Origin of the sequence: Polyangium sp. 6x1, from assembly GCF_029946515.1 — a bacterium.
Classification (GTDB): domain Bacteria; phylum Myxococcota_A; class Polyangia; order Polyangiales; family Polyangiaceae; genus Polyangium.
Window position 1 is genome coordinate 20,789 of the sequence record NZ_JARZHH010000023.1, and the last position, 26,177, is coordinate 46,965.

18 protein-coding genes are annotated in these 26,177 nt (G+C 67.7%); 5 read left to right on the forward strand and 13 right to left on the reverse strand.

The window, feature by feature from the left end:
* The first annotated feature begins 165 nt into the window (after positions 1-165).
* Positions 166-1,494 (forward strand): PAS domain-containing protein, encoded by a 1,329-nt coding sequence (locus QHF85_RS22010; protein WP_281329229.1) that lies wholly within the window; start codon positions 166-168, stop codon positions 1,492-1,494.
* A 424-nt stretch (positions 1,495-1,918) separates the two neighbouring features.
* On the opposite strand, the gene QHF85_RS22015 is transcribed toward QHF85_RS22010, so the two are convergent.
* The 10 genes from QHF85_RS22015 to QHF85_RS22060 all read right to left on the reverse strand — a co-directional run bounded on the left by QHF85_RS22015 (position 1,919) and on the right by QHF85_RS22060 (position 17,275).
* Positions 1,919-3,055, reverse strand: a complete 1,137-nt coding sequence (locus tag QHF85_RS22015) for a deoxyhypusine synthase family protein (protein WP_281329230.1) — start codon at positions 3,053-3,055, stop codon at positions 1,919-1,921.
* Between the two features lie 78 nt (positions 3,056-3,133).
* Positions 3,134-6,250 (reverse strand): hypothetical protein, encoded by a 3,117-nt coding sequence (locus tag QHF85_RS22020; RefSeq protein ID WP_281329231.1) that lies wholly within the window; start codon positions 6,248-6,250, stop codon positions 3,134-3,136.
* Between the two features lie 55 nt (positions 6,251-6,305).
* Complete coding sequence (locus tag QHF85_RS22025; protein ID WP_281329232.1) at positions 6,306-7,127, reverse strand: undecaprenyl-diphosphate phosphatase; 822 nt, start codon at positions 7,125-7,127, stop codon at positions 6,306-6,308.
* A gap of 7 nt (positions 7,128-7,134) precedes the next feature.
* Positions 7,135-7,659: a hypothetical protein gene (locus tag QHF85_RS22030; protein ID WP_281329233.1), complete on the reverse strand. Its 525-nt coding sequence runs from the start codon at positions 7,657-7,659 to the stop codon at positions 7,135-7,137.
* 45 nt (positions 7,660-7,704) lie between these two features.
* Entirely contained in the window at positions 7,705-10,845 is a 3,141-nt protein-coding gene (locus QHF85_RS22035; protein ID WP_281329234.1) for a CusA/CzcA family heavy metal efflux RND transporter, read from the reverse strand.
* The gene (locus tag QHF85_RS22040; RefSeq protein ID WP_281329235.1) at positions 10,845-12,068 is read right to left on the reverse strand and encodes an efflux RND transporter periplasmic adaptor subunit; all 1,224 of its coding nucleotides are present in this window, start codon (positions 12,066-12,068) and stop codon (positions 10,845-10,847) included. The genes QHF85_RS22035 and QHF85_RS22040 overlap by 1 nt, the downstream gene beginning before the upstream one ends.
* Positions 12,065-13,351, reverse strand: coding sequence for a TolC family protein (locus tag QHF85_RS22045; protein WP_281329236.1), 1,287 nt, complete (start codon positions 13,349-13,351; stop codon positions 12,065-12,067). Before QHF85_RS22045 ends, QHF85_RS22040 begins: the two co-directional genes overlap by 4 nt.
* Positions 13,352-13,470: 119 nt before the next feature.
* Positions 13,471-13,818, reverse strand: a complete 348-nt coding sequence (locus QHF85_RS22050; protein ID WP_281329237.1) for a hypothetical protein — start codon at positions 13,816-13,818, stop codon at positions 13,471-13,473.
* A 102-nt stretch (positions 13,819-13,920) separates the two neighbouring features.
* Positions 13,921-15,951 carry a hypothetical protein gene (locus tag QHF85_RS22055; protein ID WP_281329238.1) on the reverse strand — a complete coding sequence of 677 codons (2,031 nt, stop codon included), beginning with the start codon at positions 15,949-15,951 and terminating at the stop codon, positions 13,921-13,923.
* A gap of 124 nt (positions 15,952-16,075) precedes the next feature.
* Positions 16,076-17,275 (reverse strand): cytochrome P450, encoded by a 1,200-nt coding sequence (locus QHF85_RS22060; protein WP_348652754.1) that lies wholly within the window; start codon positions 17,273-17,275, stop codon positions 16,076-16,078.
* A 160-nt stretch (positions 17,276-17,435) separates the two neighbouring features.
* Here QHF85_RS22060 and QHF85_RS22065 point away from each other — a divergent pair, with 160 nt between their 5' ends.
* Positions 17,436-18,053, forward strand: a complete 618-nt coding sequence (locus QHF85_RS22065; protein WP_348652752.1) for a helix-turn-helix domain-containing protein — start codon at positions 17,436-17,438, stop codon at positions 18,051-18,053.
* Positions 18,054-18,113: 60 nt separating this feature from the next.
* Here the strand turns inward: QHF85_RS22065 and QHF85_RS22070 are convergent, their stop codons facing one another.
* Positions 18,114-18,440 carry a hypothetical protein gene (locus QHF85_RS22070; protein WP_281329241.1) on the reverse strand — a complete coding sequence of 109 codons (327 nt, stop codon included), beginning with the start codon at positions 18,438-18,440 and terminating at the stop codon, positions 18,114-18,116.
* 505 nt (positions 18,441-18,945) lie between these two features.
* Between QHF85_RS22070 and QHF85_RS22075 the strand changes: the two genes are divergently transcribed.
* A complete protein-coding gene (locus QHF85_RS22075) occupies positions 18,946-20,400 on the forward strand; it encodes a multicopper oxidase (protein WP_281329242.1) in 1,455 nt (484 codons plus the stop codon).
* Positions 20,401-20,469: 69 nt separating this feature from the next.
* On the opposite strand, the gene QHF85_RS22080 is transcribed toward QHF85_RS22075, so the two are convergent.
* Positions 20,470-21,720, reverse strand: a complete 1,251-nt coding sequence (locus tag QHF85_RS22080) for a cysteine desulfurase (protein WP_281329243.1) — start codon at positions 21,718-21,720, stop codon at positions 20,470-20,472.
* A gap of 120 nt (positions 21,721-21,840) precedes the next feature.
* Between QHF85_RS22080 and QHF85_RS22085 the strand changes: the two genes are divergently transcribed.
* Positions 21,841-23,172: an arginine deiminase family protein gene (locus QHF85_RS22085; protein WP_281329244.1), complete on the forward strand. Its 1,332-nt coding sequence runs from the start codon at positions 21,841-21,843 to the stop codon at positions 23,170-23,172.
* A 79-nt stretch (positions 23,173-23,251) separates the two neighbouring features.
* On the opposite strand, the gene QHF85_RS22090 is transcribed toward QHF85_RS22085, so the two are convergent.
* Complete coding sequence (locus QHF85_RS22090; protein ID WP_281329245.1) at positions 23,252-25,345, reverse strand: multicopper oxidase; 2,094 nt, start codon at positions 25,343-25,345, stop codon at positions 23,252-23,254.
* A gap of 444 nt (positions 25,346-25,789) precedes the next feature.
* On the opposite strand from QHF85_RS22090, the gene QHF85_RS22095 reads away from it, so the two are divergent.
* A complete protein-coding gene (locus tag QHF85_RS22095; protein ID WP_281329246.1) occupies positions 25,790-26,155 on the forward strand; it encodes a hypothetical protein in 366 nt (121 codons plus the stop codon).
* The last annotated feature ends 22 nt before the right edge of the window (positions 26,156-26,177 follow it).

Below are 26,177 nucleotides of genomic sequence, written 5' to 3' on the forward strand. Positions count from 1 at the left end.
GTGCCGCCCGTCCCACGCGCCCCGAGCAGGCGAGCAACGCGGCGACCGGCGCACGCTCGGCCGTCGATCCATCCCCCTCGTCCCCTCCCGCCCACAGCCGAAAAAGCACGGCTCTGTGGCTGATTTCTGGTAGGGTCGAAAGCTTCCCGAGGGAGCATCCAGACCATGGGGCCATCGAACGATACGATCGAGTCCTTGCGCGCCGAGCTCGCGGCAGCAGAGGAGCGAGCGCGGCTCGCAGAGGAGCGCGCCGCGGTGCTCGAAGACCTCATTGCGCTCGTGCCCGGGGTCGTCCTGGAATTCGAACAGCAGCCCTCGGGCGTATTTCGACCCACGTTCATCGGCGGAATCGGGCTTCAAACCATGCTCGGTTATTCGGTCGAGGAATGCATGAGCTCGCCCGACTTCTTCACGTCGATCATTCACCCCGACGATCGCGCGAGGGCAGACGCGGAGGCGATGCAATTCCTGAAAGACGGTGAGTCGCACCTGTCGCCGCATCGAATGCTCCACAAGGGCGGCGGTCATACCTGGGTCGACACGCATTTCCTGTACGAGCCGGGCGAGGAAGGGCGTCCGGCCAAGCTCCACAGCGTGGTCTTCGACGTGAACCGGCGAACCCACGCCGAGCAAAACGCGCAAGAAGCCCTGCTCAAAGAACGCGCACTCCGGCAGCGACTCGACGGGTTCGTCGCGAACGTCCCCGGCATCGTGTGGGAGAGTTATTTCGCCGAGGATCCGACGCGGCAGCGCGTCGGTTACGTGAGCGACGCGATCCAGGAGGTCTCGGGGTACACGCCCCAAGAGTGGAAGCAGCCGAATTTCTGGCTCACGCTCATTCACCCCGAGGACCGTGCGCGGGCCGAGCGCGAAGGCGTCCAGGTCATGGAGGACGGCGGTGGTTCGTACTCCTATCGTTGGCTCACCAAGGATGGACGGACAATCTGGGTGAGCAGCCGGATGACGGTGATCCGCGACGAATCAGGGGCAAAAATCGGTCTGCGCGGCGTGACGATGGACATCACGGAGCTGAAGCGCGCCGAGGCAGAGCGCGCAGACGCCGCGCTTCGGGAAAGGGTCATCGCATCGCAAGAGGAGAGCCTGCTCGCACTCTCGACGCCCCTCGTACCCATCGACGACGAGCTGCTCGCAATGACACTCGTCGGCGGGCTCGACGAGCGGCGCGCAGACCGGGTGCTCGAAACGCTGCTCGACGGCGTGACGCGAACCGGCGCACGCGCCGTGATCCTCGACGTGACAGGCGTGCCCGACGTCGAAGCGCAAACCGCAGACCTCATCGTGAAAGCCGCAAAAGCAGTCTCGCTGCTCGGAGCAGAAGTCGTACTGACAGGAATCCGCCCCGACGTGGCGAAAACCCTGGTCGACCTCGGAGCCGAGCTCGGCTCGATCGTGACGAAAGCAACGCTGAAGGCCGGAATCGCCCACGCAATGCGCTCCCGCAAGGGTGCGTCAGGGAGAACGGGATTTCGCTGAAGCGCGAAGGCGCGTCGCTGGGGCGTTGCCCCAGGCCCCACCAGGGGTTGTCCACCCCTGGACCCGGACCAGCGCAAGCGCTGGACTCGGGGTCGATGAACTGCGCGATGCGCAGTTCATCGAACGGGCCAGGTCAAGACCGCGGGCGACGCTGCCAGCCAAGACGGCAGCGCTGAGGGTTCAACCGGCAAGGCGCTTCCAACGGCCTGTTGGAAGAACTGCGCGTAGCGCAGTTCTTCCACGAAAGGTCCAGGGCTGGCCGTGCAAAGGGGGGCGGACAGCTTAAAAAACTTTCCCCGCATCGACTGCGCTTCGCGCAGTCGATGCCCAGAGGTCCAGGGCTGGCCCTGGTTCGGGTCGAGGGGCGAACAGCCCCCGCGGGGCCCGGGGCAGCGCCCCGGCGCGGCGCCTCGCAGTCGCAGTCTTACTTGGCCTCGGCGGCCTTGCCCCGACGCTTCTCCAGGCGCTCCAGCACTGCGCGCACGATGAGCGGCCATGCGACTGTCGCGTCTGCGTAGACCTCGGCGTAGCGGCCGCCTTCGTTCGGCGGGACGAACTTGCCCCAGCTCACGCCTTCCGAGTAGGTGCAGCCCGACAGGCCGCCCCAGTGCACCGGCTCGGGGCAGATCCGCACGCCGTACTGGAAGCGCGGGTGCTCCACCTCGACGCCGAGCCTGTGGCCTACGATGTCGTAGAACGGCCCGACCTGCTGCGCCCAGTTGCGCGGCACGCCGCCGCCGATCGTGAAGATGCCGAGCTTCTTCTTCGTCCCGATGAGCTTCGCGTAGCTCAGCAGATCGAGGAACGGGTTGTAGGCCGGCGGGGCTGCGTGCTTGAACGGATCGAAGTTCGGGTCGTTGCCGTGCTGGGCGTGGATCTGCCGCAGCTTCCACACTGCCACGTCGAGGCCCATCTCGCTGTCCGTGAAGGCGGGGACGTACACGGGCACGTTGTGCAGGTAGGCGCTGCGCAGGATGCCCGGCGAGTCGCCCATCTCTGCGAGCGCTTTGCCGAGCTGGCGACAGATCATCTCGCTCGACCAGGGCACGTTCGGGTCGAGCTTGTCGAGCTGCGACCGGACGAACTCGTCGATCGTGTTGAGGTTCGCCTCCATCTCGAGCGTGTCGTAGACGCGGTTGTAGCCCTTCTTGAAGAGCACCTCGTCCGGCACGTTCGGGTTCGCCTTGTAGTGCGTGAGCCCCACGGCCTCGCTGAGACCGTGCGCCATGAGCGCGCCCGTCGAGATGATCGCGTGGATCATGCCCGCCTCGATCATGCGGACGATGACGAGGCCCATCTTTGCGACCGTCATCGCGCCGGAGAACGTCGCGACGATCAGGCACTCCGGATCGAGCGTCATCTCCGTGAGCACCTCGCACGCCTCGCCGAGCGAGCGGCCGCTGAAGGCCGTGCGGCCCATGGCCGTGACGAGGTCGTCGAAGCTCTTGATCTGCAGGGGATCCAGCGCCGTGAGGGGCACGAGCTGGTCCTCGACGCCGTCGCTCAGGTCCCGGACGGCGCGCGGCGGCTCGTGGTGATGGTGGGGATGTCGATCGGACATGACAAACACCTTTTTTGGCTGACGGGCCTTCCGTACCACGTCGCCGGAGGAACGGGAGTCGGGAGCAGACGGGTTCGACTACTTCCGCTCTTCGAGTGCGCAGGACAGCTTGAAGACCTGGTCTTTGGCGGGCAGGCCGCGATCGCCGCCCTCGGCCTTCTTGCCCAGGAAGTCCGCCCGCACGAACGTGATCGGGCCCTTCTTTGCGGGCGGGGCCCCCTTGCCGGGCGTTGCCGGCGGCGTGGGCCGCGCCGAGGCACGATCCGGCGCGTAGAGCGTGGATACCTGCGCGACGCAGGCGTCGTTGCCCGAGAGGCGCACGTCGTAGAGCGCCGAGGCGAGCGAGCCGTTCGCCCCGTCCATCGCGGCCCGGGCATACCCGCGCGTCACGAAGAACCGTACGCCTGCCTTGGGCTTCGCCCCGCACGTCGCGAGCCGGCCGATCTGGTTGCGGACGTTCGGCACCGTCGCCCAGCCTTCCAGCGTCGGCGCGAGCGGCAGCGGTGCCGGCGCGCCTTTCTTGTCGGCCGCCGGGATCGGGAAGATCCGCATCGCGCTCCAATCGTACGAGCTCAAAAGGACCGGGATCCCGTCCTTCGTCGGCTCGCCGAGCGTGCGTGTGCCGCGCGTCGAAACGTGCCCGATGATCCGCGGCGCCTCGCCCGAGACCCACACGATGACCGCCGTGTCGCGCGCCCATGCGATCGGCTCGCCCTTTTCCGTGCCGAACACGACCTCGCTCGAAGGCAAGAGGTCGAAGCCGACCTCGGCCGTCTCCACGCCTCCGCCGGCCTTCGTGCGCACGAGGACGTTCTTCGCGTTGCCCACGCGCAGCGTGAAGAGCGCGCGGGCGCCATTGCCTGCTGCCGCGCGCAGCTCCGTGCCCCAACCCGTGCCCTTCGGCGGCGGGCCGCTCCACGTGCGCACCTTGCCGCCCACCTCGGCCGCGTCGTGCCAGGAGAGCGTCCACTTCGCCGGCTCCGAGCCAGGTTTGTCCGGTCCCTCCTCCTCGAGGAGCGCGACCACGTCCATGAGCCCGTTGCGCGCCGTGGGCGCCGCCCGCTGCGTCCTCCGCGTGCCCTTCGGCGCCGCGCCCTTCTTGCCGAGGAGCTGCGCGATGAAGCTCGAGCTCGAAAGCGGCGCCGTGGCCTGGATCGGGCCCTCGCTCGTGCACGCGAGCACGCGCTCGGCGCCCGCGCCGTAGCTCGTCTCGGCGCGCGGGATCGTCACGTCGAACGGAGGCTCGGCGCGCTCGTCGCGCGGCACCTCCGTGCCCCAGCCGATCCGCACGTGCCGCTCGAGCATCATGCCGACCTCGGACGTGCTGAAGGTCGCGGGATCGTCGAGCATGCCCGTCACATCGGGGAGCGACGCGCGCACCGGCTCGGGCAGCGGAACGCTCTGCCACGTCTTGCCGCCGTCGCTCGACGCGCTGATGCCGTCGTCGCCGATCGCGATGCCGCGCCCGCCGCGGATGCGCGCGCTCGACGCGCCCGGGAGCCGGTGGGGCTTGCGCGCCTCCTTGTTCGAGCCCGCGGGCTGCGAGACCGCGTAGACGCCGTCGTCGTCGGCGATCACGAAGGAGAGCGTGTGCTCGTCGTCCTCCTCGATCGCGCTGAGCACGCGGAGCTCGCCCATCGGCTTGAAGTCGAGCGTGGCGATGCGCTCCTCCTTGCCGCCCTCGCCGAGCGCGGCGATGTAGACGCGCTTGTGCTCGGGGACGGGTTTGTCCTCGCGCTCGCCCTCTTCCTCCTCGCGCGCCCCCTCGTTCTCTTCCTCCTCCTCGCGCGCCGCTTCCTCGTCGTCGCGGCGCTCGGATTCGGGCACGTCGCCCTCCCAGATGTTGCGCACGAACGCGATGCGGCCGTCTGCGAGCGGGCCGGCGCCGCGCGGGAAGAGGTCGATCTCGCCGTGCAGCGTGAGCCAGCGGCCGTCGGGCTGGCGCGCGCAGACGCCATCGTCGTCGTCGGAGCTGCACGGACCGAGCAGGAGGACGCCGCCGCTCGGCGAGGTGCGCAGCTCCGCCTCGCCGCTGCGGATGAGCGCCGGGCGCTCGACCTTCAACCCGCTGCCTTCGAGCGGGACGCGCATCAAGCCGTAGGGGTCGTACCGATCGCCGCCCATCTCCTCGCTGAGCGAGCAGGAGATCCAGGCGTTCTTGCCGGCGCGGCCCATGCCACACGGGCCGAGCCCGTCGCCGCGCGCGAACTCCGAGACGGACACGACGAGGCCGGTCGACGTGTCGATCTGCGCGAGCATGCCGTGGCTCGCCACGATCGTGGTGCCGTTGGGCAAGAGCACACCCGATGCAGCGGCAGCGGCCAAGGGATCGCGGTGCGTCGCGTGGATCCACTTCACGAGCCCCACCTCGTCCGCCTTGGGCGTGTGATCCGCGAGCCGCCCGAGGCGCGCCTGCGCCACGTCGATCGGCGCGTCGCGGCCCTCTTCGTACACGAACGCGCGGACCATGCCGTCCCGCAGCGCGAGCGAGAGCACGCGAAGCGCGTCGCCCTTCACGTCCTCGGTCACGCGCTTCCACGTCCCGCCGCCGTCGGCCGTGACGGCGAGGCCCACGCCGTCGAAGACGGCCGCGCCTTCCTTGGCGTCGCGGAACGCGACCTCGCGCATGGCCAGGGGCGGCAGCGTCGTCACGGGCTTGAGGCGCCCCGTCTCCACGTCGACGAAGCGCGGCATGTCGCTGCCGAAGCTCCACACCGCGACGAGGCCCACGTACGCGCCGATCGAGCGGATGTCCTGCTCGGCCTGGGCGAGCGGCTTCGGGGCGCCGAGCGGATCGTCGAGCCGGTAGATCCCGCGATGACCCCGCGCCACGAGGCGACGGCCGCCGCTCGGCATCGGGACCTCGACCACCTCTTCGAGCGGCTCGGGCGAAGGCGCGGTTTCGGCCCTCACGGTGCCGTTCTTCTCCACGAGCGCGCGGCGTCCGCCGACGAGGACGAGCGTGCCCGCGTCGAGCTTCGGGCCCACCTCGGTCGCGCCGCCCGCGGTCGACCAGCGCGACGGCGGCAAGGGCGCGGGCGCGGCCACCATCACAGGTGGCGGCGCGGGCTTGGCGATGGGCTTGGGCGGCGGCGGCGGCGTGGACGAGCAGGCGGTGGCCGCAGCGGACGCGAGCACGGCGAGCGCGACGACGGAGGAGCCGGCGCTCGTCCGGCGAAGCAGGGACCTCTTCATGAGGCGCGCACTGTATCGACTCGTGATCTCGAAATGAAGCGCTCTTTCGCCGGGCTCAGGCCCGCGCGATCCAGAGGACGAGCGCGCCGAGGGCGATGCGGTAGACGCCGAACGGCGCGAGCCCGAAGCGCGTGAGGTACCGCAGGAAGGCAGCGATCACGAGCCACGCGACGACGAACGAGGCCGCGAGGCCGACGGCGAGCGCGAGCGGGCCGGAGGGGGACGCGAGGAGCGCCGCGCCGCCCTTGGCGAGGTCGTACACGGTCGCGGCGCCGAGCGTGGGGATGGCGAGCAGGAAGGAGAAGTCGGCCGCGGTTTTGGTGCGGAGCCCGGCGAGCTGGCCGCCGACGATCGTGGTCATGGAGCGCGACGCGCCGGGCCAGAGCGCGAAGCACTGAAAGAGGCCGATCACCGCGGCGCGACCGAGCGTGACGTCGCCGAGATCCGTGTCGTCGTCTGCGACCGCGTCCGCGCCGCTCTTGCGCCGCCATGCGTCGACGCCGGTCATCACGACGCCGCCGACGATGAGCGCGAGCCCCACGGGCCCGGGGCCGAAGAGGCGCTCCTTGATGAAGCCGTGCAGCAGAAAGCCCACGAGCGCGGCCGGGAGGAAGGCGACGGCGAGCGCGGCGAGCAGGCGCAGGCTCGCAGGGTCTTTGCGCAGGCAGCCGCGGGCGAGCGCGGCGAGGCGGGCGCGGTAGTACGCGACGACCGCGACCACGGCGCCGAGCTGGATCACCACGTCCAGCGTCTTCGCGACCTCGTCGTGTTTGCCGAGGAAGGCGCCGAGCAGGATGAGGTGGCCGGTCGACGAGACGGGCAAGAACTCGGTGAGGCCCTCGAGCGCGCCGAGGAGCAGGGCGTGGAGCCAGGTCATCCGAGGGTCAAGCCGCGGCGCCGCGTCGGGCTTCGAGGCTGGCCTGGTCGGCGGCGGCCTGGGTGGTCGCGTAGCGGGCGAAGCGCTTCGTGCCGCCCATGAAGATGCGGCCCTGATCCTTCAGCGCCTTCAGCGCGGAGCCCACGACGGAGCGGGTGAAGCCGGACTGCCGCTCGATCTCGCCGACGCTGAGGCCGGTTCCATGGCCGACGATGCGGGCGATGCGCTCGATGGCCGCGGCGCGCTCCTCGTGCGTCGGGCGGGACGCGTGCCTGCGCTCGGAGACGGGGGCGCGGACGGTGGCCGGGGCGCGGGTCGGCGCGCGCTTCGCGCGGGAGGAGGGGGGCGCGGCGGGCGCCGAGGCGGGCGCCGATCTCACGGTCACCGCGCGCGGGCTGAGGGAGGAGGAGCGCGTGGCCGGCGCGCGTTCGATCCCCAGCCGACGGAGGAGGAGCGCGCGGATCTGGTCTGCCAAGTCGCGGGAGAACTTGCTGACGAGCTCTTCGAGCTCCGCGTCGAAGGGTTGCGCCATGGGACCCGACCCTAGCATGTTCGGGGTGATTTTCCGCGAGGGCAGCTACGCGTTTCGCGAGGGCGAGGGCGACTCGGGTCGGTCAGGGCCGCTCTGCGGGCTCTTTCCGAGCCACGTGTACACGACGGGGAGCACGAGGAGCGTGAGCAGCGTCGCCGTCACGAGCCCGCCGATCACCACCGTGGCGAGGGGCCGCTGCACCTCGCTGCCGGGCGCCGTGGAGATCGCCATCGGCACGAACCCGAGCGACGCGACGAGGGCCGTCATGAGCACGGGACGCAGGCGAAGCTCCGCGGCCCGCTCGATGGCCTCCCCGTGGCCCATGCCCTGCGCCTCGAGGTGCTTGGCGAACGAGACCAGCACGAGCCCGTTCAGCACCGCCACGCCGAACAGCGCGATGAAGCCGACGCCGGCCGAGATCGAGAACGGGATCCCGCGCAGCCAGAGGGCGAAGATGCCGCCGACGATCGCGAACGGCACGCCGAGGAAGATCAGGAGCGCGGCCCGCGTGGAGCGGAACGCGAACCAGAGCAGGAACAGGATGAGCGCGAGCGCGAGCGGCACGACGATGGAGAGGCGCGCCTTCGCCTCCTCGTAATGCTCGAACTGCCCGCCCCAGACGGCGCGGTAGCCCGTTGGCAGCCGCGCGCCTCGCTCGACCGCCGCCTGGGCTTCCGCCACGACGGAGAGCAGATCCCGGCCGCGGACGTTGAACTCCACGGTCAGGCGACGCGATTGGTTCTCGCGGCTCACCTGCGCCGGCCCCGTGAGGAACGTGAGCTCGGCGACGTCCCCGAGCGGCACGATTTGCCCGTTGACCGATCGCAATGGCAATGCGCGCAGCGCGTCGAGCTCCCCCGTGAACCCGTGGCCGGTCTTCACGACGATCCCGAAGCGGCGCTCGCCTTCCATCACCTCGCCCGTCGAATGGCCGACCGCCATCGTCTCGACGATCTGATTGACGTCGGCCACCGTCAGGCCATACCGCGCGAGCTTCGCGCGATCGGGAATGACACGCAGATACTGAAGCCCCGCGACCTGCTCCACCCGGACGTCCTCCGCGCCGGGGATGGTGCGGACGACCTCGGCCACGCGGTCTCCATGGGCGCGCAGCTTTTCGAGGTCGGGCCCATACAAAAGGACGGCCACGTCCGAGCGCACGCCCGCGACGAGCTCGTTCGTGCGCATTTGAATGGGCTGCGACACGCCGCCCGCCACTTCAGGCACCTTGTGCTCGACGGCCTCCGCGATCTCCTTCGAGATGTCCTCCTTCGCGACGCCCGGCCTCCATTGGTCACGCGGCTTCAGGCCGACGTACACGTCGGATTGCTCGACGCCCATCGGATCGGTCGCGAGCTCCGGCGCCCCCGTGCGGCTGACGACGTAATCGACCTCGGGGATTTCTTTGATCGCCTTCTGCAAGCGAAGGTCCGTCGAGACGGATTCGCTGAGCGCGATCCCGGGCAAACGCCTCGCTTCCACGAGGAGATCGCCCTCGTCGAGCTGCGGCACGAACTCGGCGCCGACCCGCGTGAACACCACGGCCGCCGCGGCGAGCGCGAGGACGCCGGCCGTCAGGGGGATCCATCGCCGCCGCATCACGCGCCCGAGCAGCGGGACGTAGAGCGCGTGCGCTTTGCGCAAAACCCACGTCTCGTGCTCGCCCTTCGAGGGGCGAATCAGGTAACTCGCGAGGACCGGGACGAACGTGAGCGAGAGAAGGAATGCCCCGAGCAAGGCGAGCAGCACGGTGATCGCCATCGGGTGAAACAGCTTTCCCTCGATCCCCGTGAGCGCCAGGATCGGCAGATACACGATGGCGATGATCGCCTCGCCGAAGACGCTGGCCGATCGCACCTCGAGCGTGGCCTCGCGGACCGTCTCCACGCGCTCGTCCTCCGTCAGCGCGCGCCCGATCGCCATTTGACGATCCGACAGCCGCCGGACGGCGTTCTCGACGATGATCACGGCGCCGTCCACGATGAGCCCGAAATCGATGGCGCCGAGGCTCATCAGGTTCCCGGACAAACCTGCCGCGTTCATGACGGTGATCGCGAAGAGCATCGACAGGGGAATGACCAGGGCCACGACGAGGCCCGCCCGGAGATCACCGAGCAGGAGGAACAGGATTCCAATGACGAGCAGCGCGCCCTCGACGAGGTTCGTCGCCACGGTCCGGATCGTCCGGCTCACGAGCACCGAGCGGTCGTAAAACGGCTCGATCCGCGTGCCTTCGGGCAGAGACGGCTGAATCGCGGCGAGACGCTCCTTGACGGCCTCGGTGACCGTGCGGGAGTTCTCTCCCATCAGCATCATCGCGACGCCGACGACCACCTCGCCCTCGCCGTCCTTCGACGCGGCGCCCCTGCGCAGGCGCGGCCCGAATTGCACGTCGGCCACCGTATCCATCGTGACGGGCACGCCGTCCGACGTCGCGCCGATGACGACGCGGCGCAGGTCGTCGAGGTTCTTCACGAGCCCATCGGAGCCGATGACGAATTGCTCGCGGTTGTGCTCGATGTACCCGCCGCCCGCGTTCGCGTTCGATTTTTCGAGCGCCTCGACCACCTGCGCGACCGAGATCCCGGCCGCCTGGAGCCGCTTCGGATCGAGGACGATCTGATACTGTTTGTCCTCGCCGCCGAAGCTGTTCACCTCGACGATCCCGGGGACGGTGCGGAGCGCGGGGGCGATCTGCCAGTCGAGCAGCTCCTCGAGCTGCATGAGCGTGAGGTTGTCGTTGCGAACCGTGAATTGATAGATCTCGCCGAGGCCGCTGCTGATGGGCCCCATCTCGGGCATGCCGTATTGCGCGGGGACGGCCTCCTGCGCCTCGCGCATGCGCTCGTTCACGAGCTGCCGCGCGAAGTAGATGTCCGTGCCGTCGCGGAAGACGACGGTCACGACGGACAGACCATACTTGGAGGTCGAACGAATCTCGGTCGTGTTTGGGATGCCGGCCATGGCCCGCTCGACCGGGACCGACACGTATTGCTCGACCTCGACCGGCGAGAGCGCAGGCGCCGTCGTGATGACCTGCACCTGCACGTTGGTGACGTCGGGGACGGCGTCGATCGGGAGCGTCTTGGCCGAGCGAATGCCGACCAGGAGGAACAGGACGGTCGCCGCGATGATGACCAGCCGATTCCGCAGCGACCACGCGACGATCGCAGAGAGGAAGGCCATCAGTGGTGCCCCTCCTCGTCGATCGTGCCCCTGAGGACCGTGCTCTTCAGCGTGAAGGCCCCCTCGACGACGACCTCCTCGCCTTCGCCGAGGCCGGAAAGCACCTCGACCGTGCCGAGCGCGGAGTCCCCGAGCACGACGTCGTGCATCTCGAAGGCCCCTTCCTCGGCGAGTTTCACGAAGACGACGGCTTTCTGTCCGATTTCGGTGACGGCCGATCGCGGCACGAGCAGGCGCGGCTCGCGCGCCTGGTCGCCCCCGGTCGCCACGTAGGCCGTGCCGAAGAGCCCGAGGCGCAGCATGTCGTCGCGGTTCTGGAGGTGAATCCTCGCCGTCACGGTCCGTGCGACCGGGTCGATCTGTTGCCCGATGTATTCGAGCGAGCCCGGAAAACGCGTGTTGGGATAGGCATTGAGCTCCACCTCGGCCCCGGCCCCGACGCGCAGCCGCCCGAGGTCTTTTTCGAAGACCCGGCCGAGGAACCACACTTCACGCAGATCCGCGATGCTGCCGAGGACGTGCTCGGCGGTCACCGGCTGCCCGACGACGGCGTCGCGCGCGAGGATCGTGCCGTCGATCGGCGCGCGCAGCGTGAGCAGGAAGGGCGCTCCACGTTGCGCTCCCGCGCCCATGGCCGCGAGCTCCGCGCCGAGCGCCGCGGCTTCGATCGAGAGCGCGCGGGCATCGGCTTCCGCGTCGATGACCGCTTGCTCCGAGGTGAGCCGCTGTTCGAAAAGCGCCCGGAGCCGCGCCGCATTCTCGCGCGCCGCCTTGGCCTTGGCGAGCGTCGCCGCTTGCGCGCCGCGCACCTTGCCGAGCTCCGGGACACGCACCACCGCGAGCACGTCGCCCTTCTTGACGGCCGCGCCCTCCTTGAAATGCACCTCTTCGAGTTTCCCCTCCGCGGGCGAGGAAATGCGCGCCGAGCGATCCGGATCCGCGGCGATCGCGCCGGGCAATGCGATCGTGATGGCCAGCGTCCCCATGCGGACGGGCGCCGTGCGAATGCGGGCATCCGCGATCACCGTGGGCGACAGGGTCACGTGCCGCGGGATCTCTTCGTGTTCGCCGTGCTCGCCTTCGCCATGTCCGTGCGGGGAGGTTTTTCCCGGGGGAGCCTCCTTCGCGTGCTCGTCTTTGGGGTTCTCTTCGGCCCTCCGTTTGTCGCAACCTGACGCGCCGAGCAGCAGCGCGAGCCCGAGGACGATTGCGCTCCTCTTCATGGCGCACCTCGTTCGAGCGGATAACCGGAGGCCAGCGCGAGATCGACGGAGCCGAGCGCAAGCTGTTTTCGGGTCTCGAAGCTCGCGCGGAGCAGATCGACGAGGGCCTGCTGGGAGACGATTGCATCTTTGGGCCCGAGGCGACCTGCCTCGATCTCCGATGCGATCGCGCGGAGGCTCTGCTCGGCCCGGCCGAGCCGCTCGGCGGTGTAAAGATCGTTCTGCGCGCGCAGCGAGGCGTACGCCGCCAGGGCATTGGCGACGTCGAGCCGCAGCTCGCGACGTGTCCGCTCGGCTTCGGTCCTCGCGCGCCGGGAGAGCGCCTCGGATTCGGCGATTTCGCCTGCATAGGTCCGGCCCACGGGCTGCGGCAGCGGGATCGGCATCGAGAGGCCGACGCCGAAGACGCGCTCGTTGAAGCCGTCGTTCTGCGCGAACACGGAGAGCGTCGGATTCGGGACGCGGGCGCGTCGGTACATCGACGCCCGCGCCTCGAACGCACGCCCCGAGGCTTCGAGGGCCTGGACCTCGGGTCGCGTCTCGACGTCTGTCGGGTCTTGTTTCGATGCGAACGCCTCCACCCCCGCGATCGGCGCGAGCTCGCCCTCGATGGCCACCTCGCGCCGTGGATCGAGGCCCATCGCGTGGAGGAGCGCCGCTTTGGTCTGCTCCGCGCGCCGCGCTGCGCCGATCCGATCCTGAACGACGCGCGCCTGCGCGACGTCGGCCACGTCCGCGTCGATCCCGGACACGAGGCCCTTGTCCGCCGCGGCGCGCGTCGCCGTCGCGACCCTCGTGGTGAGCGCTTCGAGGAGCGAAAAAAGGCGCACCTCCTCGCGGGCGGCAATCGCCTCGAAATAGGCACGCCACGCGGCGGCGGCGACGTCGCGATCCGTCACCGCGACGGCCTTCTCCTGCGCTTCCCGCTCGGCGTCGGCCGCGCGTTTCCTCGCGCCACGCTGCCCGGCGATCTCGATCTCCTGCGACAGCGTCACGTACCAGTTGACGACAGGCCCCTGACCGGCGGCTTCACGCCGTGCGCCCGACAGGGCCAGCACGGGGTTCGACGGCAGGACCGGGCTTGCGGCCTCTTGCCGGCCCTTCGCGGCGTCGAGCCCTTGCCGCTCGGCCTTCGCGGTGAGGCTCGCCTCGAGCGCGCACGGAATCAGATTGGCGCGCGTGAGGGTCGTCGCGCATGGCGACGCCCCCGCGCGTGCTTCCACGGCATGACACAAACAGGCGGCAGCCACGGCGGCGGCCGCAATCCAAGAGTTCCCTTTCACGACCCAAACTCCTCCGTCGGGCGCGAAGCGACGCGCGCGACGGTTCCCGGGAGAGGCGAGCCGGCGCAATGCCTCGAAAGGCACGCGCGCAGCCGCCCCGCGTTTACGGGTTCACGGAATCAGGCGTGGGTTTGTCGGGGCGGTCGGTAGACGGCCGCGGGGTCGGGCCGCGGGGGCGCGAACGCTTCGTACGGCGCGAGCGCGATCTCCGCGCCGCTCGGGAGCTCGAGCAGGAAGGGCGAGGGGAGCAGCGGGAGCGCGCCCATCGGGTGCGTGCAGTGGCAGTCGGGACAGCCCGGGGGGCACTCGCGACCGTCTTTTTCGTTCGGACAGTCGTCGTCCCGGTGCTCGCTCGCCTCGGCGCCCTGGAGGGCGGCCACCGCGTCCACGGCGAAATGCGGCAGCCCCGTCATCTGGAAGGCGGTGAGGGCCACGAACAGACGGACGGCCACGAGGAGGATCCGCATGGCGCGGGATCCCCGGGGGAACCGTCTACGTCCGAGGGGGGTCGTCTTCACTCGCCTTGCTGACGTTACTCCCTCGCGGGAGAGGCTGCAACGGTCCTCGCGTCACTTCGGCCCGTCGGAGGCGCAGAAGCCGCCGATGCATTTCGCGTCGGGGTCGCAGCAATTCGCGGCCGTCATGCAGGCTTCGCCGAGCTTCGAGCAGCCCTGCGCCTGGTCGGAGCAGACGAGCGCGCCGCTCTGCGCGTCGGGCTTGCAGAAGCCGTCGCAGCATTCGAAGCCGGCGTTGCAACCCTCGCCGATCATCTTGCAGGGCGACTTCGCCCATTCGCCGCGCATGTTCTGGTTGTCGAGGCCCTGGCCGGGCAGCCAGAACGCCGGGTGGCTCGGATCCTGGCCGGCCACCGGGTTCGCGTCGATCGCCGTCACCCAGAGCTGCTTGCGACGCGTGTTCGGGTTCGTGTCGAGCAGGGTGTTGCCGTATTTGCGCTCGGACACGATGACGAGCCAGAAATAGCCGCCGAGCGAGAATGGATTGAACGTCGGCTCGTAGTTCGTCGTCGTCTGTTCGGCCTCGATGTGGCCCATGCCATTCGTGTGGTCGAGCGGGATGACCACCGAGCCGTCCGTGTTCGTCAGCCAGATCTCGGCCTGCGCGCCGCGCGAGCGCGCCTGCGTCGAGCGCTCGAACGCGATCCATTTCGAGTCGGGGCTGAAGGTCGGGAACGTGACCGTGGGCCTGCCGGCGTCGTTCGGCACGATCTGCTTCATGTTCGAGAACGACGGGACGGCGAGGTTCACGTCCGTCACCCAGAGCGTCGAGGTGTTGAAATCGAGCCCATTGCCGTCCGTGCGCACGCTGAACGCGATTTTCTGGCCGTCGCCCGACCACGCCGGGTGCGCGGGCGCGCCGCCGCCCGGGTTGAGCTGGACGAGCTCCACGTCGCTGTCGTACGTGCTGAGCGAGAGGAAGCCCGTCGAATTGAACGCGCCGTCGTTCCAGTGGCGCCAGAGCACGTGCGAGCCGTTCGGCGAGATGGCCTGGAAGCCGGACGATGCATTCGTGTTGAAGAGCGAGGTGCCCGTCGCCGTGTCGAACGTGCCCCAGGGGCTATAGCCGCCGTGGAACGAGGCCACGAGGCGGGTCCCGTCCTTCGAGACGCTGTGGCAGGCCACGCAGCCGACGCCGGCGGGCGGCGTGAGGAACGCCTCGGGCCCGAGGTCGCCGGGTTTGATGCGCACGACGCTGCCCGTGTTGACCTCCCAGTAATAAATGGTGCCGGCGAGGTTCGCCGGGGCGATCTTCCACGTCTGCGTCTTCGCGACGTACGCCTTCGTCCCGTCGAAGCGGGCGATGTCCACCTGCACGTCGCCGCTCGTGGAGTCGGTGAGCTTGCGCCAGATGTCGTCGGGGATCTTGGGGAAATCGAACCGCGAGGGCGGCGGCACCGCGCGCCAGGTCTCGTATTCGAACGCGGGGCTCTGGACGTGAATGTGATAGACGTCGCTCGCATTTCCGCCATCCCACTGGATCGTGGGCCCGAGCAGGCCGCGCGGGAAGACCGTCTTGTCGTACGGATACAGGAGCGAGAGGGTCGGATCCGCGTCGACGGCCGTGGGGAATTGCCCCTTGACGTTCGGATCGATCATCTGCGAATCGTCGAGGTAGCGGAGCTTCACGGTGGCCGTGGTCGAGCCTTTCACGCCGTCGGCCTCGAACGTCACGGTGCCCGTGCCGCCGAGCAGGCCGCTCGCGGTGAACGCGCCGTTCGCCGGGATGATGTTGCCGATGTCGCCGCGATCGTACGTCCACGAGCCGACCACGTCGACCACGCTGCCCGTGCTCGTGAGGCCGGTCGCCTTGTAGGTGATGGGCGGGGGGATTTGCCCATTGACGACCTCGATCACGAGGTCCTTCGGCGTCACGTCGATCGATACGAGCTGGCCCACGCCGCCGTCGCCGAAGAGGTCGCCGCCGAGGCCCTCGCCACCGCTGCCCGCGCCGCCCGCGCCCGTGCCGCTGCTGCTCGCGGCGCCGGCGCCCTGGGTGGTTTCATTGCCCGATCCGCCGCACGCGGCGAAGAAGGCGGCGACGAGCGGGATCGCGATGGCAGCGAGGGAAAGGGGACGACGCATGCGGCAAGCTCCAGTCTCGGGGGAGAGGGGACCGATCCTACCCGAGGTGTGGGGCTCGCCGCATCTGGAAAGGGTGGGTGGGAGGAGAGATTCGACCCTGCCGAGCTCGGGTCCTCCGCTCCGATCACCAGGTGACCGGGAACTCGTGCAAGCCGTACACCAAGGCGTCGCTCTTGAACGGCAGCTCCTCCTCGGGCACGGCGAGCCTGAGCTCGGGGATCCGCCGGAACAGCGTATCGAGGACGATTTGCAGCTCGATCCGGGCCAGATTCTGGCCTAGGCATTGGTGCGCGCCGAAGCCGAAGGCGACGTGATTCCGGGCGCCGCGCTCGAGGTCGAGCTCGTCTGCGTTCTGGAAAACCTCCGGATCGCGGTTGCCGATATTGGCCAGCACGACGACGCCTTCCCCGGCCCGGATGAGCACGCCCCCGAGCTCCACGTCCTCGGTCGCGACCCGACCGACGCCCAGCTCCGCAATGGTGAAATAACGCAAAAGCTCCTCGACCGCCGCCAGGGTCTTTTCGGGGTCCTGCCGGAGGGCCGCGAGCTTCTCGGGGTGCTTCAGCAGCGAAAGCGTGCTCAGCGAGATCATGTTCGCGGTGGTCTCGTGCCCGGCGATCAGGAGGATGAAGGCCAGGTTGAGCATCGACTCGTGATCGTATGCGCCCTCTTCGCGCAATTTGAGGACCTGGCGGCCCAGCAAGTCGTCGGTCGGATTCTGCTCCTTGTCGGTCACGAGCTTGTCGAGATACGAGAGGAGCTCGAAGAAGGCGAGCCCCTTCTCTTCGAGCGGCGCATTCCGACTCACGAGCGTGGCGGAGCGAGCCTGGAAAAACCCATGATCGGAATAAGGCACGCCGAGCAGCTCGCAGATCACGAGCGATGGCACCGGCAGGGAGAGCGCCTGCACCAGGTCGACGGGGCGAGGCCCGGCCAGCATCGCGTCGATGTGCTCGTCCACGATTTGCTGGATACGCGGCGCAAGCGCGGCGGCCCGCTTCACCGTGAACTCACCGACCACGGCCCGGCGTGCGGCTGCGTGTTCTTGCCCGTCCATTTCGATCAGCAGGGGCTTTCCATTCAGGGCCGGCGCCACGAGCGGGGACAGGTGGGGAAAGCCGGGGTGTTTCCGGCTGGCGCTGAACCGTGGGTCGGACAGGAGCGTCCGAATGTCCTCGTGCCGCGTGACCACCCAAGCCGTCGCGCCCGTGGGCAGCTTGACCTTGGCGACGGGGGCCTCCTGGCGAAGCGTGCGATGCTGCGCAGGCGGCGCGTAAGGGCAGGTTCTGGCAATGGTGAGCGTCGGAATGGCGTCGGCGTTCATGGCTCCTCCTCGGTTCGGGATCCACACTAACCGATCGGTAAGTACGACGCAAGCCGAACGGCTGGTGTGCAACTTACCAACCGGTAAGTCAGATCGCGATCCATAAAGCATGCCGAACGGCGAGGAGCGAGGTACTGTCTCGGTTCCCGCGAGGAGGGCCATGACTGCCGGCACCGCTGCCAACGACACGAGATCACGACTGCTCGACACCGCGCTGAAGCTGTTCAGCGAGCACGGGATGGAGGGCACGTCGATGCAGATGATCGCCGACGAGCTCGGCGTCACGAAGGCCGCCCTCTACTACCACTTCAAATCCAAGGACGAGATCGCCGAGGCCGTGGCCGCGCCAGCTTTGCAGGAGATGGAGCAGATCCTCGACGAGGCGTGCACGAAACGAAGTCGAGGCGCGCAGATCGATCACGCGCTCGCCGGGTTCGTCGACCTCATCGTCCGTCAGCGCATGCTGGTCGGCCTGTTCAACAGCGATCCCGGGCTCCAGCGTCTCATCCATCGGACGCTCTTGGCGCCGAAGGACAAGGACCTCAAGACCAAATTGAGAGCGGTTTTCGCCGGGGAAGAACCGAGCCTCGCCGACGCGATCACGGTGCACGTCATGTCCGCGGGGCTCGCGATGGCGGGCGGCGCTCCCGAGTTCGCCGCCGTCGACGACGACACCCTGCGCCAGCATCTCCTCGACGCGGGCCGGCGCCTGCTCGGCCGTCCCCGCCCCAAGCGTCTGGACAAACGCTTGCGCGACCTTCCGCGTCCAAAGGGTTGAGAACTCTGCCAATCCGCCGCTCTCTTCTCGAAGAGGGGACCTTGCGCTCGACACCATTGCCTACGAGCAGCGCCGTGCCTTCGACACCCGCCGCACGACGCGCGCTCCCCATCGCGTCCACAGGCACTCGGCCGCGACATGATGAATGGTGCCGAGGGCCGCGAGGACCAAGCCTGGGTAGCTGATCGTGATGCACTTGCCGCCGCCGATCGGCGCATTCACGTCGAGCGATCGAGGAAGAACACCGCTTTCGATCTCGCCTCCGCGTCCGTGGAGCACCAGGTAGGCCGTCAAGGCCCACTGGAGAACGGAGAGCAAGATGCCGATCCCGATCAGCACGCTGCCCATCCAGGCAAGGGCCCCCGCTCGAGCATATCGTGTCGTCATCGTCCCCCCTCCTGCCACACGAAATGAGAATCCGCGGCAATGACACGGGGCATGGCCCACCACGCGCCCGACATGCCGTCCGCGCGATCTCATGTCGTTGCGGGCGATCAACGTCAAGCGTGCGCTGCCAAGGCCTGCGAAATATCTCAGTAAAGCCTTCTGTGCGTGTCTGCGCTGGTATCGCCAAATACTTGCGTTCATTCGAGCAATGCTTGGTCATTCGGGTTTGAAAGGCGATCCTACAGCGTCCCGGGACTGAGCATAGGTGGATCGATTGTATCCGGCATAGCTGCTGCCTCCTGTCCGGCTAGATGTGGAGAGGAGGCAGATAATCATGACATGTGGCAAGGGTCGCAATCCCCACGTTCACAAACCGTTCAATGCTTCGTCACGCGTAGCGCCATCCAAGCCTGATACGGTTCCAAAGTTCGTAGACCCTGTTCCGATTCCCGAGACGCTCCAGCCGGTCGGCCACCAGAAAGGAGTACCCCTCTTTCAGATCACCATGCGGCAGATCGAGCAGCAACTGCACCGCGACTTCCCCCCGACCACGGTCTGGGGGTACGAAGGGCAGTATCCCGGCCCCACCATCGAGGCCCGCGTTCGCCAACCCATCCTGATACGGTATTTGAATGAGCTGCCCGTCACCCACCTCTTGCCCGTAGACGTGTCCGTCCACGGGGCCGACGTTTACCTGCCGCAAGTACGGACGGTCGTCCATCTCCATGACGGCGAGCTGCCAGCGGACGTCGACGGCCATCCCGAGGCATGGTTCACCCCCGGCCTGACGACCAACGGCCCTATGTTCACGACCAATCTCTTTCGGTACCCCAACCGACAGCGGCCCACGACTCTTTGGTACCACGACCACGCGATGGGAATCACGCGGCTGAACATATACGCCGGACTGGCTGGCTTCTACCTCTTGCGGGATGAAAACGATGCGCGGCTGGAGCTTCCCTCCGGACCCTTCGAGCTACCCTTGCTGCTCCAGGACCGTTCGTTCAACAAAGACGGCTCGCTCCAATATCCAGCGACGATCCCGCCCGAGTTCTTCGGCAACACCAATCTGGTGAACGGCAAGGTCTGGCCATTCCTCGAGGTGGAGCCGCGGCGCTATCGCTTCCGCTTGCTGAACGGCGCGAACGCACGCTTCTACAACCTCATGCTCGAGCCAGCGATCAGCATGATCCAGATCGGGGGCGACGGCGGCTATTTGAAGCGAGCGGCTCCGGTGAAGGAAATCCTGCTGGCGCCCGCAGAGCGTGCCGATGTCATCATCGACTTCACGGGGCTCGAGGGGGCCACCATCACCATGACCAACGACGCCCCCACCCCCTTTCCGAAAGGGACCCGTCCTACGCGACACACCCGCGCCGTAATGCAGTTCCGGGTGACCCTCCCGCGGTCCGGTCGGGATCGGAGTCGCATCCCGCGGTACCTTCCGGCGGGCCCCTTTCCGCGGCTCAGGGATGTCGTTCGGTCTCGGGATCTCATTCTGGATCAGCAAAAGGATCACATGGGCCGGCAGATGTCACTGCTTGGCATCCGAGACATGCACGGGCGCCCGATGCCACTTCAATGGGGTGACGCCACCACCGAAAAGCCGCGGTTGGGAACGGTGGAGATCTGGCGGTTGATCAACTTGACCGTCGACACGCACCCGATTCACCTTCACCTCGTCCGATTCCACATCCTCGACCGCCAGTCCTTCGACGTCGATCGATTCCGGTCTGCCGGTGAGCTGGTCTTTACCGGACCGGCCGTCCCGGCGGCCGAGAACGAGCGCGGCATGAAGGATACCGTTCGGGCCAATCCAGGTGAGGTGACCCGATTCGCTGTCCGATTCGGCCGCTACACCGGGGAGTTCGTGTGGCACTGCCACATTCTCGAACACGAAGACATGGAGATGATGCGCCGGATGGAGGTGATCGCGGAGGACTCGGACCGGCGACGATGAGGCTCACTGTCTCGTCGATTTCGTCAACCCTCGCTCGTCGGTCCCGGGAGCCCCGGCGTGTCGGGCCGGCTATGGCATCTCGCGGAGGCACCTGGCGAGCGCATCGATATCCTCCATCGTGGTGTAAAGCCCAATCGACGCGCGCGTCGTGCTGGGGAGCCCCAGGCGGCCCATCAACGGTTGCGTGCAATGGTGCCCCGCGCGCACCGCGATTCCGTTCCTGCCGAGGGCGGCGCCGATCTCCTGCGGGTCCGTCCCATCGATGACGAATGCCAGGATGCTCGACTTCTCCCGGGCCGTGCCGATCAACCGGAGCCCCGGGATCTCCCGGAGCAGCTCGGTGCCGTAGGCGAGCAACGCCGACTCGTGGGCGTGGATGTTCGCGAGGCCGAGCGAGGATACGTAATCGATTGCAGCGCCGAGGCCGATCGCGCCGACGATGTTGGGGGTTCCCGCCTCGAACTTCTGCGGCGGCGGCGAAAATTCGGTGCTTTCGAATGTCACCGAGGAGATCATGAGGCCGCCGCCCTGGTACGGCGGCATCGCCTCGAGGTGCGGAAGCTTGGCGAAGACGACGCCGATCCCGGTCGGCCCGTAGACCTTGTGACCGCTGAAGACGTAGAAATCGGCGTCGATGTCGTGCACGTCGACCGGTATGTGCACGGCCGCTTGGCTGCCATCGATGAGGATGGGGATCCCGCGCGCGTGCGCGAGGCGGACGATCTCTTTGACCGGGTTCAAGGTCCCCAGCGAGTTCGAAACGTGGACGACCGAGACGAACTTGACGCGGTCCGTGAGCATTCGCTCGAAGGCAGCCATATCGAGCTCGCCCTCGTCCGTGATCGGAGCGACGCGGAGCGCGATGCCCTTTTCCTGCCGCAGGAGTTGCCACGGCACGATGTTGGCGTGGTGCTCCATGTGGGTGATGAGGACCTCGTCGCCTTTCTCGAGGAAATGCCGCCCGTAGCTGCTGGCGACGAGGTTGATCCCTTCGGTCGCATTGCGGACGAAGACAATCTCCCGCGCGTCTCCGGCGTGGATGAAGCGGGCCACCTTCTCCCGCGCGGCGTCGTAGAGCGCCGTCGATCGCTGGCTCAGGGCGTACACGCCCCGATGGATGTTCGCGTAGTCCTCGCTCATGAAGCGCGTCATCTCGTCGAGGACGGTCCGCGGCTTCTGCGCGCTCGCGGCGGTATCGAGGTACACGAGCGGCCGCCCGTTCACCGGCCGCTGGAGGATCGGAAAGTCCCGCCGTACGCGCTCGACCTCGAAGGCCGGCGCACCGGCCGTCTCCCGTACGATCTCCTCGTTCGCTCGCATGGCCCTTCTCCGCGACGCCGGTTTTTCGGTACTGGACCGCCTGCAAATGTTGAAGCGATCCCCGTGCCAGGGAATGCTGCTTGACCTCGCCGGGTACGGTACGTGCAATCGCTCTGGGCCATGCGAACGCGTCGTGCGCCGATGTACGAGTTCCGCAGGCGATGGGCGTCCTTCGGCGTCGCTGCGGCCGCAGCCGCGTCGTTGCTGCTCGGCGGACATCTCTCGCGCGCGGAGCCCGCAGGCGTCGACGCGCACTGGTACGAGGCCGACCAGATTCTGGTGCACAGGCCCGGAGAGGAGGTGTTTTTAGGGCTCCTCCACCCTGCCGCGGCCCTGTTCGAGGATACCTTCAGCCTCGAGGGCGCGGCTGCGGAGCATCGGCAATTCGTGGCGACGCTGGAGAACCAGGGCGTGGAAAAGGTGACCCACGTGGTCGACGTGCTCCTCGCCGGCACCGAGGATCCGGATGGGGAGGCTCGCCGGGCGCTCGTGCGTCTGGCGAAACGAATGACGATCCTGGACGTCTTCAGCCTCGACCCCGAGGCTCGAGAAGCGCAACGGGCCTATTTCGAGGAGACCCTCGCGAAGATGGCCCCCACGACGCTGGTGCGGATGGTCCTCGAGCGCCCCACCGTGGTGCTGCGGTACGGCCCATGCGGCGCCTCCGAAGAGCGCTCCTGCATTCAAGCCGAGTACCGCCTGAACCCCTTGATGAACCTCTATTTCGCGCGGGATCAGATGGTGACCACGGCCCGCGGCGTCGTGCTCGGTCGGATGGCAAACCCGCAGCGGGCTGCGGAGCGCGAGGTCATGAAATTCGTCCTCGCCAAGATGGGCATCGAGCCCGTCTACGAGATCAGCCCGGACGCACGCATGGAGGGAGGGGATTTCTTTCCAGCCGGTGAGCGCGCGTTCATTGGCCAGGGGCTGCGGACCAACGCGGCGGCGATCCGAGAAATGCTGAATCACGACGTGTTCGGCACGCGCGAGGTGATTGTCGTGAAGGACGCGTGGCAAGATTCCCGTGAGATGCACCTCGACACGTATTTCAACCTCCTCGACGTCGATCTCGCCTTGCTCGTGGCGGATCGCGACATGCCCGACTGCGACGTGCGCCAACACGTGAAGTGCCTGAAGGCCGACGTGTGGACCCGCAACGCGCAGGGCACCTACGACCTTGCGCACGAGGATGTGGATTTCGTGCGGCTCCTCCGGGAAAAAGGGATCCGCGTACTACCTGTGTCCGTGGAGGACCAAAGGGCTTATGGGATCAACGTCCTCACCGTGGGCCCGCGGCGTATCATCGGCGCGGAAGGCGTCAGCGAGGCGTACAAGCGTGCCCTCGCCGCGGCCTCTGTGCATGCGACCTGGGTGCGCTTCGACAACCTCCGGCGCGGCTATGGCTCCGCAGATTGCATCACCCAGGTCCTCCGCCGGCGACCACCGAAATGATGGGCCGCTGCTGCGCGTGCGGCTGCGGCCAGCGGGTTCGAGTCTCGCGGGGCCGAATGCCGCCACAGAGGGACGTCCCCTACGTGGGCGGATCCGGCGGACCCGGCTGACCCGGCTGACGCGGACCGATCCGGTACGGTCGCATCATCTCGTTGTCCTCGTGCTCGACGATGTGGCAATGCCAGACGAATTGCCCGGATGTTTTGAACTGCGCCCGGATGCGGGTCACTTGGCCTGGATAGGCGATGACGGTGTCCTTGAAGCCGGTCTCCCACGCCTCGGGTGGTGTTGGTGGAGAGCCAATGACGACCTGGACTTGCTGGGTGTCCTCGTCGACGAGGATCGCCTGTCGGTTGACCACCTGGAAGGCGACCTCGTGCACATGCATCGGGTGGGCGTCTGCGGTCGCGTTGTAGAACTCCCACAGCTCCGTGGCACCGACGGCAGGGTTTTCGGTGACGCCCTCGTCCCAGTGGCGCTCGGCCCAGGTGCCCGAGCCCGTATTGGGATCGCCGGCGACGGTGCCCAGCAAGGCTTCCGCTGGCGCGTCGGGGAAGAAATCCGATAACTTCTCGAGCAGCGCAAGGGGCCGTGTGACCGTCGCCGCTGGAAGCTGCGTGATCGCCGGCAACTGCAAGAATTGCGGGGGCGTGGTCGGATCGGGAGCGACCGCCGGCACCACGCGAAATTGCATCACCTGGCCCGTGGTCGTCGGGTCCGCGACCGGGAAATCGACCCCCGGCACGCCGCCGCCGAAGGGTTCGTCCGGACCGAGGTTGCCGAGCACGTGATGGCCGACCGGGACGTTGGTGAAATCGACGATGAGGTCGGCACGTTCGGCCGGGCCCATGAGCAGCTGATTGACGTTCGTCACGGTGAGGTTCACCGGTGCTGCCAGGAAGCCGCCCTCATTGCCGATCGCCCAGACCACGACGCCGGGGATGGTGCTGAAGTCGAGGATCAAGAAGCGCGACTGGCAGCCGTTGAGAAAGCGGAACCGGTAGCGCCGTCGCTCGACGGTCTGGAAGGGCCAGGTGTTCCCATTGACCATGATCATGTTGCCGAAAAACTCGGGGTTCCAGATCGGCGAGATGTCGGTAACCGGGATGTAGGGCCCGGTGATGCCGTCGGGAAAAAAGGCCCGCGTGTCGGGGTAGAAGAGCGACCCGTCCGTGTTGAACGAGCGGTCCTGGATGGCCATGGGGATCTCGTAATAGGTCTTGTTGGACGGGAACTTGTCGTTCTCCTTGGGGGCGGGCCCCGGTAGCACCGCCGGATTGCCGGATCGGGTGTCGGTCACGGCACCATCGCCATCCGGCCCGCCGCGAATGATGTAAAAGCCGGCCGGGCCCGCGTACACGTTCACGCGGGTCATGCCCAGCGTATGGTCGTGATACCAAACGGTCGCTGCGCGCTGGTCGTTCGGGTACTGGAAGGTGGCGAATCCCGGACCCCACGTGACTCCGAATTTCGCTGCGGCCTTGCCCGCAAAAAAATCGTACCAGGTGCCTTCCGTGGCGTAGCTCGCCGGAATATTGTCGGCCGCCGGCAGATACCATGCCTCCGCGTAGCCGTCGCTCTCGTCGCCGACGCCCACCGCGCCATGCACGTGCGTGACGAGGGGCACCGGTCCGGTGTACGGACCGGGGGTGGATGCGAAGCTCGGCCGCGTGTCGCGTTCCGCATCACCGCCGGGCGGGTTGGCCCAGTGCAGCGTCTGGTCCACGGGCAAGATGTGGGGCAGGAAATTCCTGCTCGCGTCGACGAGCTCGTTGATCCATTTCACGCGGACGGGGCGCTTCCAGTCTGCCTCGATCGTGAGCGACGGCGCGTTGTGTATCAGTAAACCTCTCCCGTTCCTGCTTGCTGAAGCAACAGCGCCGTATCCCCACACCGTCGTCTTCGGAAAACCATCCGGCAGGATTTGCTGGGTGAACTGACGCACCGAAATCTCGTAGGAGTCGGCCTGCTTGCCGCCATGCACCTTGATCGTTCCGGCCTTGGGCATCACAGGCGGAATCAGCAAGGGGGTCAGATATTTCGGCACGAGCGTGGGATCCTGCGTGCCGCCCGGAATCTGCGCGAGCGCCCTGCGAATGCCAAGTTTGTCGTAGGTGAAGAGCGTCAGCGCCGTCGCCCCCGTGTATTTCAAGAATGCCCGCCGTGAAAGCATCGCGCCCCCTTCTTCATTCGTGGTTCTGGATCGCAGGCGGCTCTTCAGATCGACTGTGAGCGCGTGACCTGCACGATCGAATGCCCGTGTAAAACTTTCGGGGGCAGGGACGAATTCGCACCCCACCCCGCGTCGGCGGGCCGAGTGTGCCTCACCATACGCTCGCTGGCAACAATGAGCCATGGGGGCGGATAATGGCTCTCGGCGGTGGGGCGCAGGCTGCGCGCTCGGGGACTGGTGAGTGGCTTGACCAGGTGGTCACAATCCTGCTCACGAGCGCCGCTGCCACGCGGCATAATCAATGGAGAGGTTTACGGCGAGGACAGCCTGGGCGAGGGGCTCGCGAGCATCCGCTCGAAAGGTTGGCGCTCGCCGACCCACGGCCCGAACGGCATGGCGCCCGCTGATATTTACACGCGGCCAAGGCAACCCCATTCGAGACCCATGACTCCCGAAACACGCCGCCTCACGACCCAGGTCGATGTCTTCTCGGGCGTCCTCAGCCATGTGACGCAGCCCATCCCTGCGGCAGACGAGCTCCTCGTGATCCCCGTTCACTACTGGTACGCGGCCTCCTTCACGCATAAACGTGGACTTCGCCTCTGGAAGGCGCCGTGGGGACGGCTCTCGGGGCTCATCTGGGGCGGTGCGGGCGCGCGCCTCGTGGCGAATCTTCTCCTTGGCTTCGTCCCGGGTGTCGGCATTTTTTCCAATGCGATCACAGCCGTGGTCATGACCGAGGCGCTGGGCCATTACCTCGACAGGAAGCTCGACGCCGCGGAGGCCAAGGTCCAGCGCCGAGCGTCATGACGAGCTTGGACGGCCAGGCACC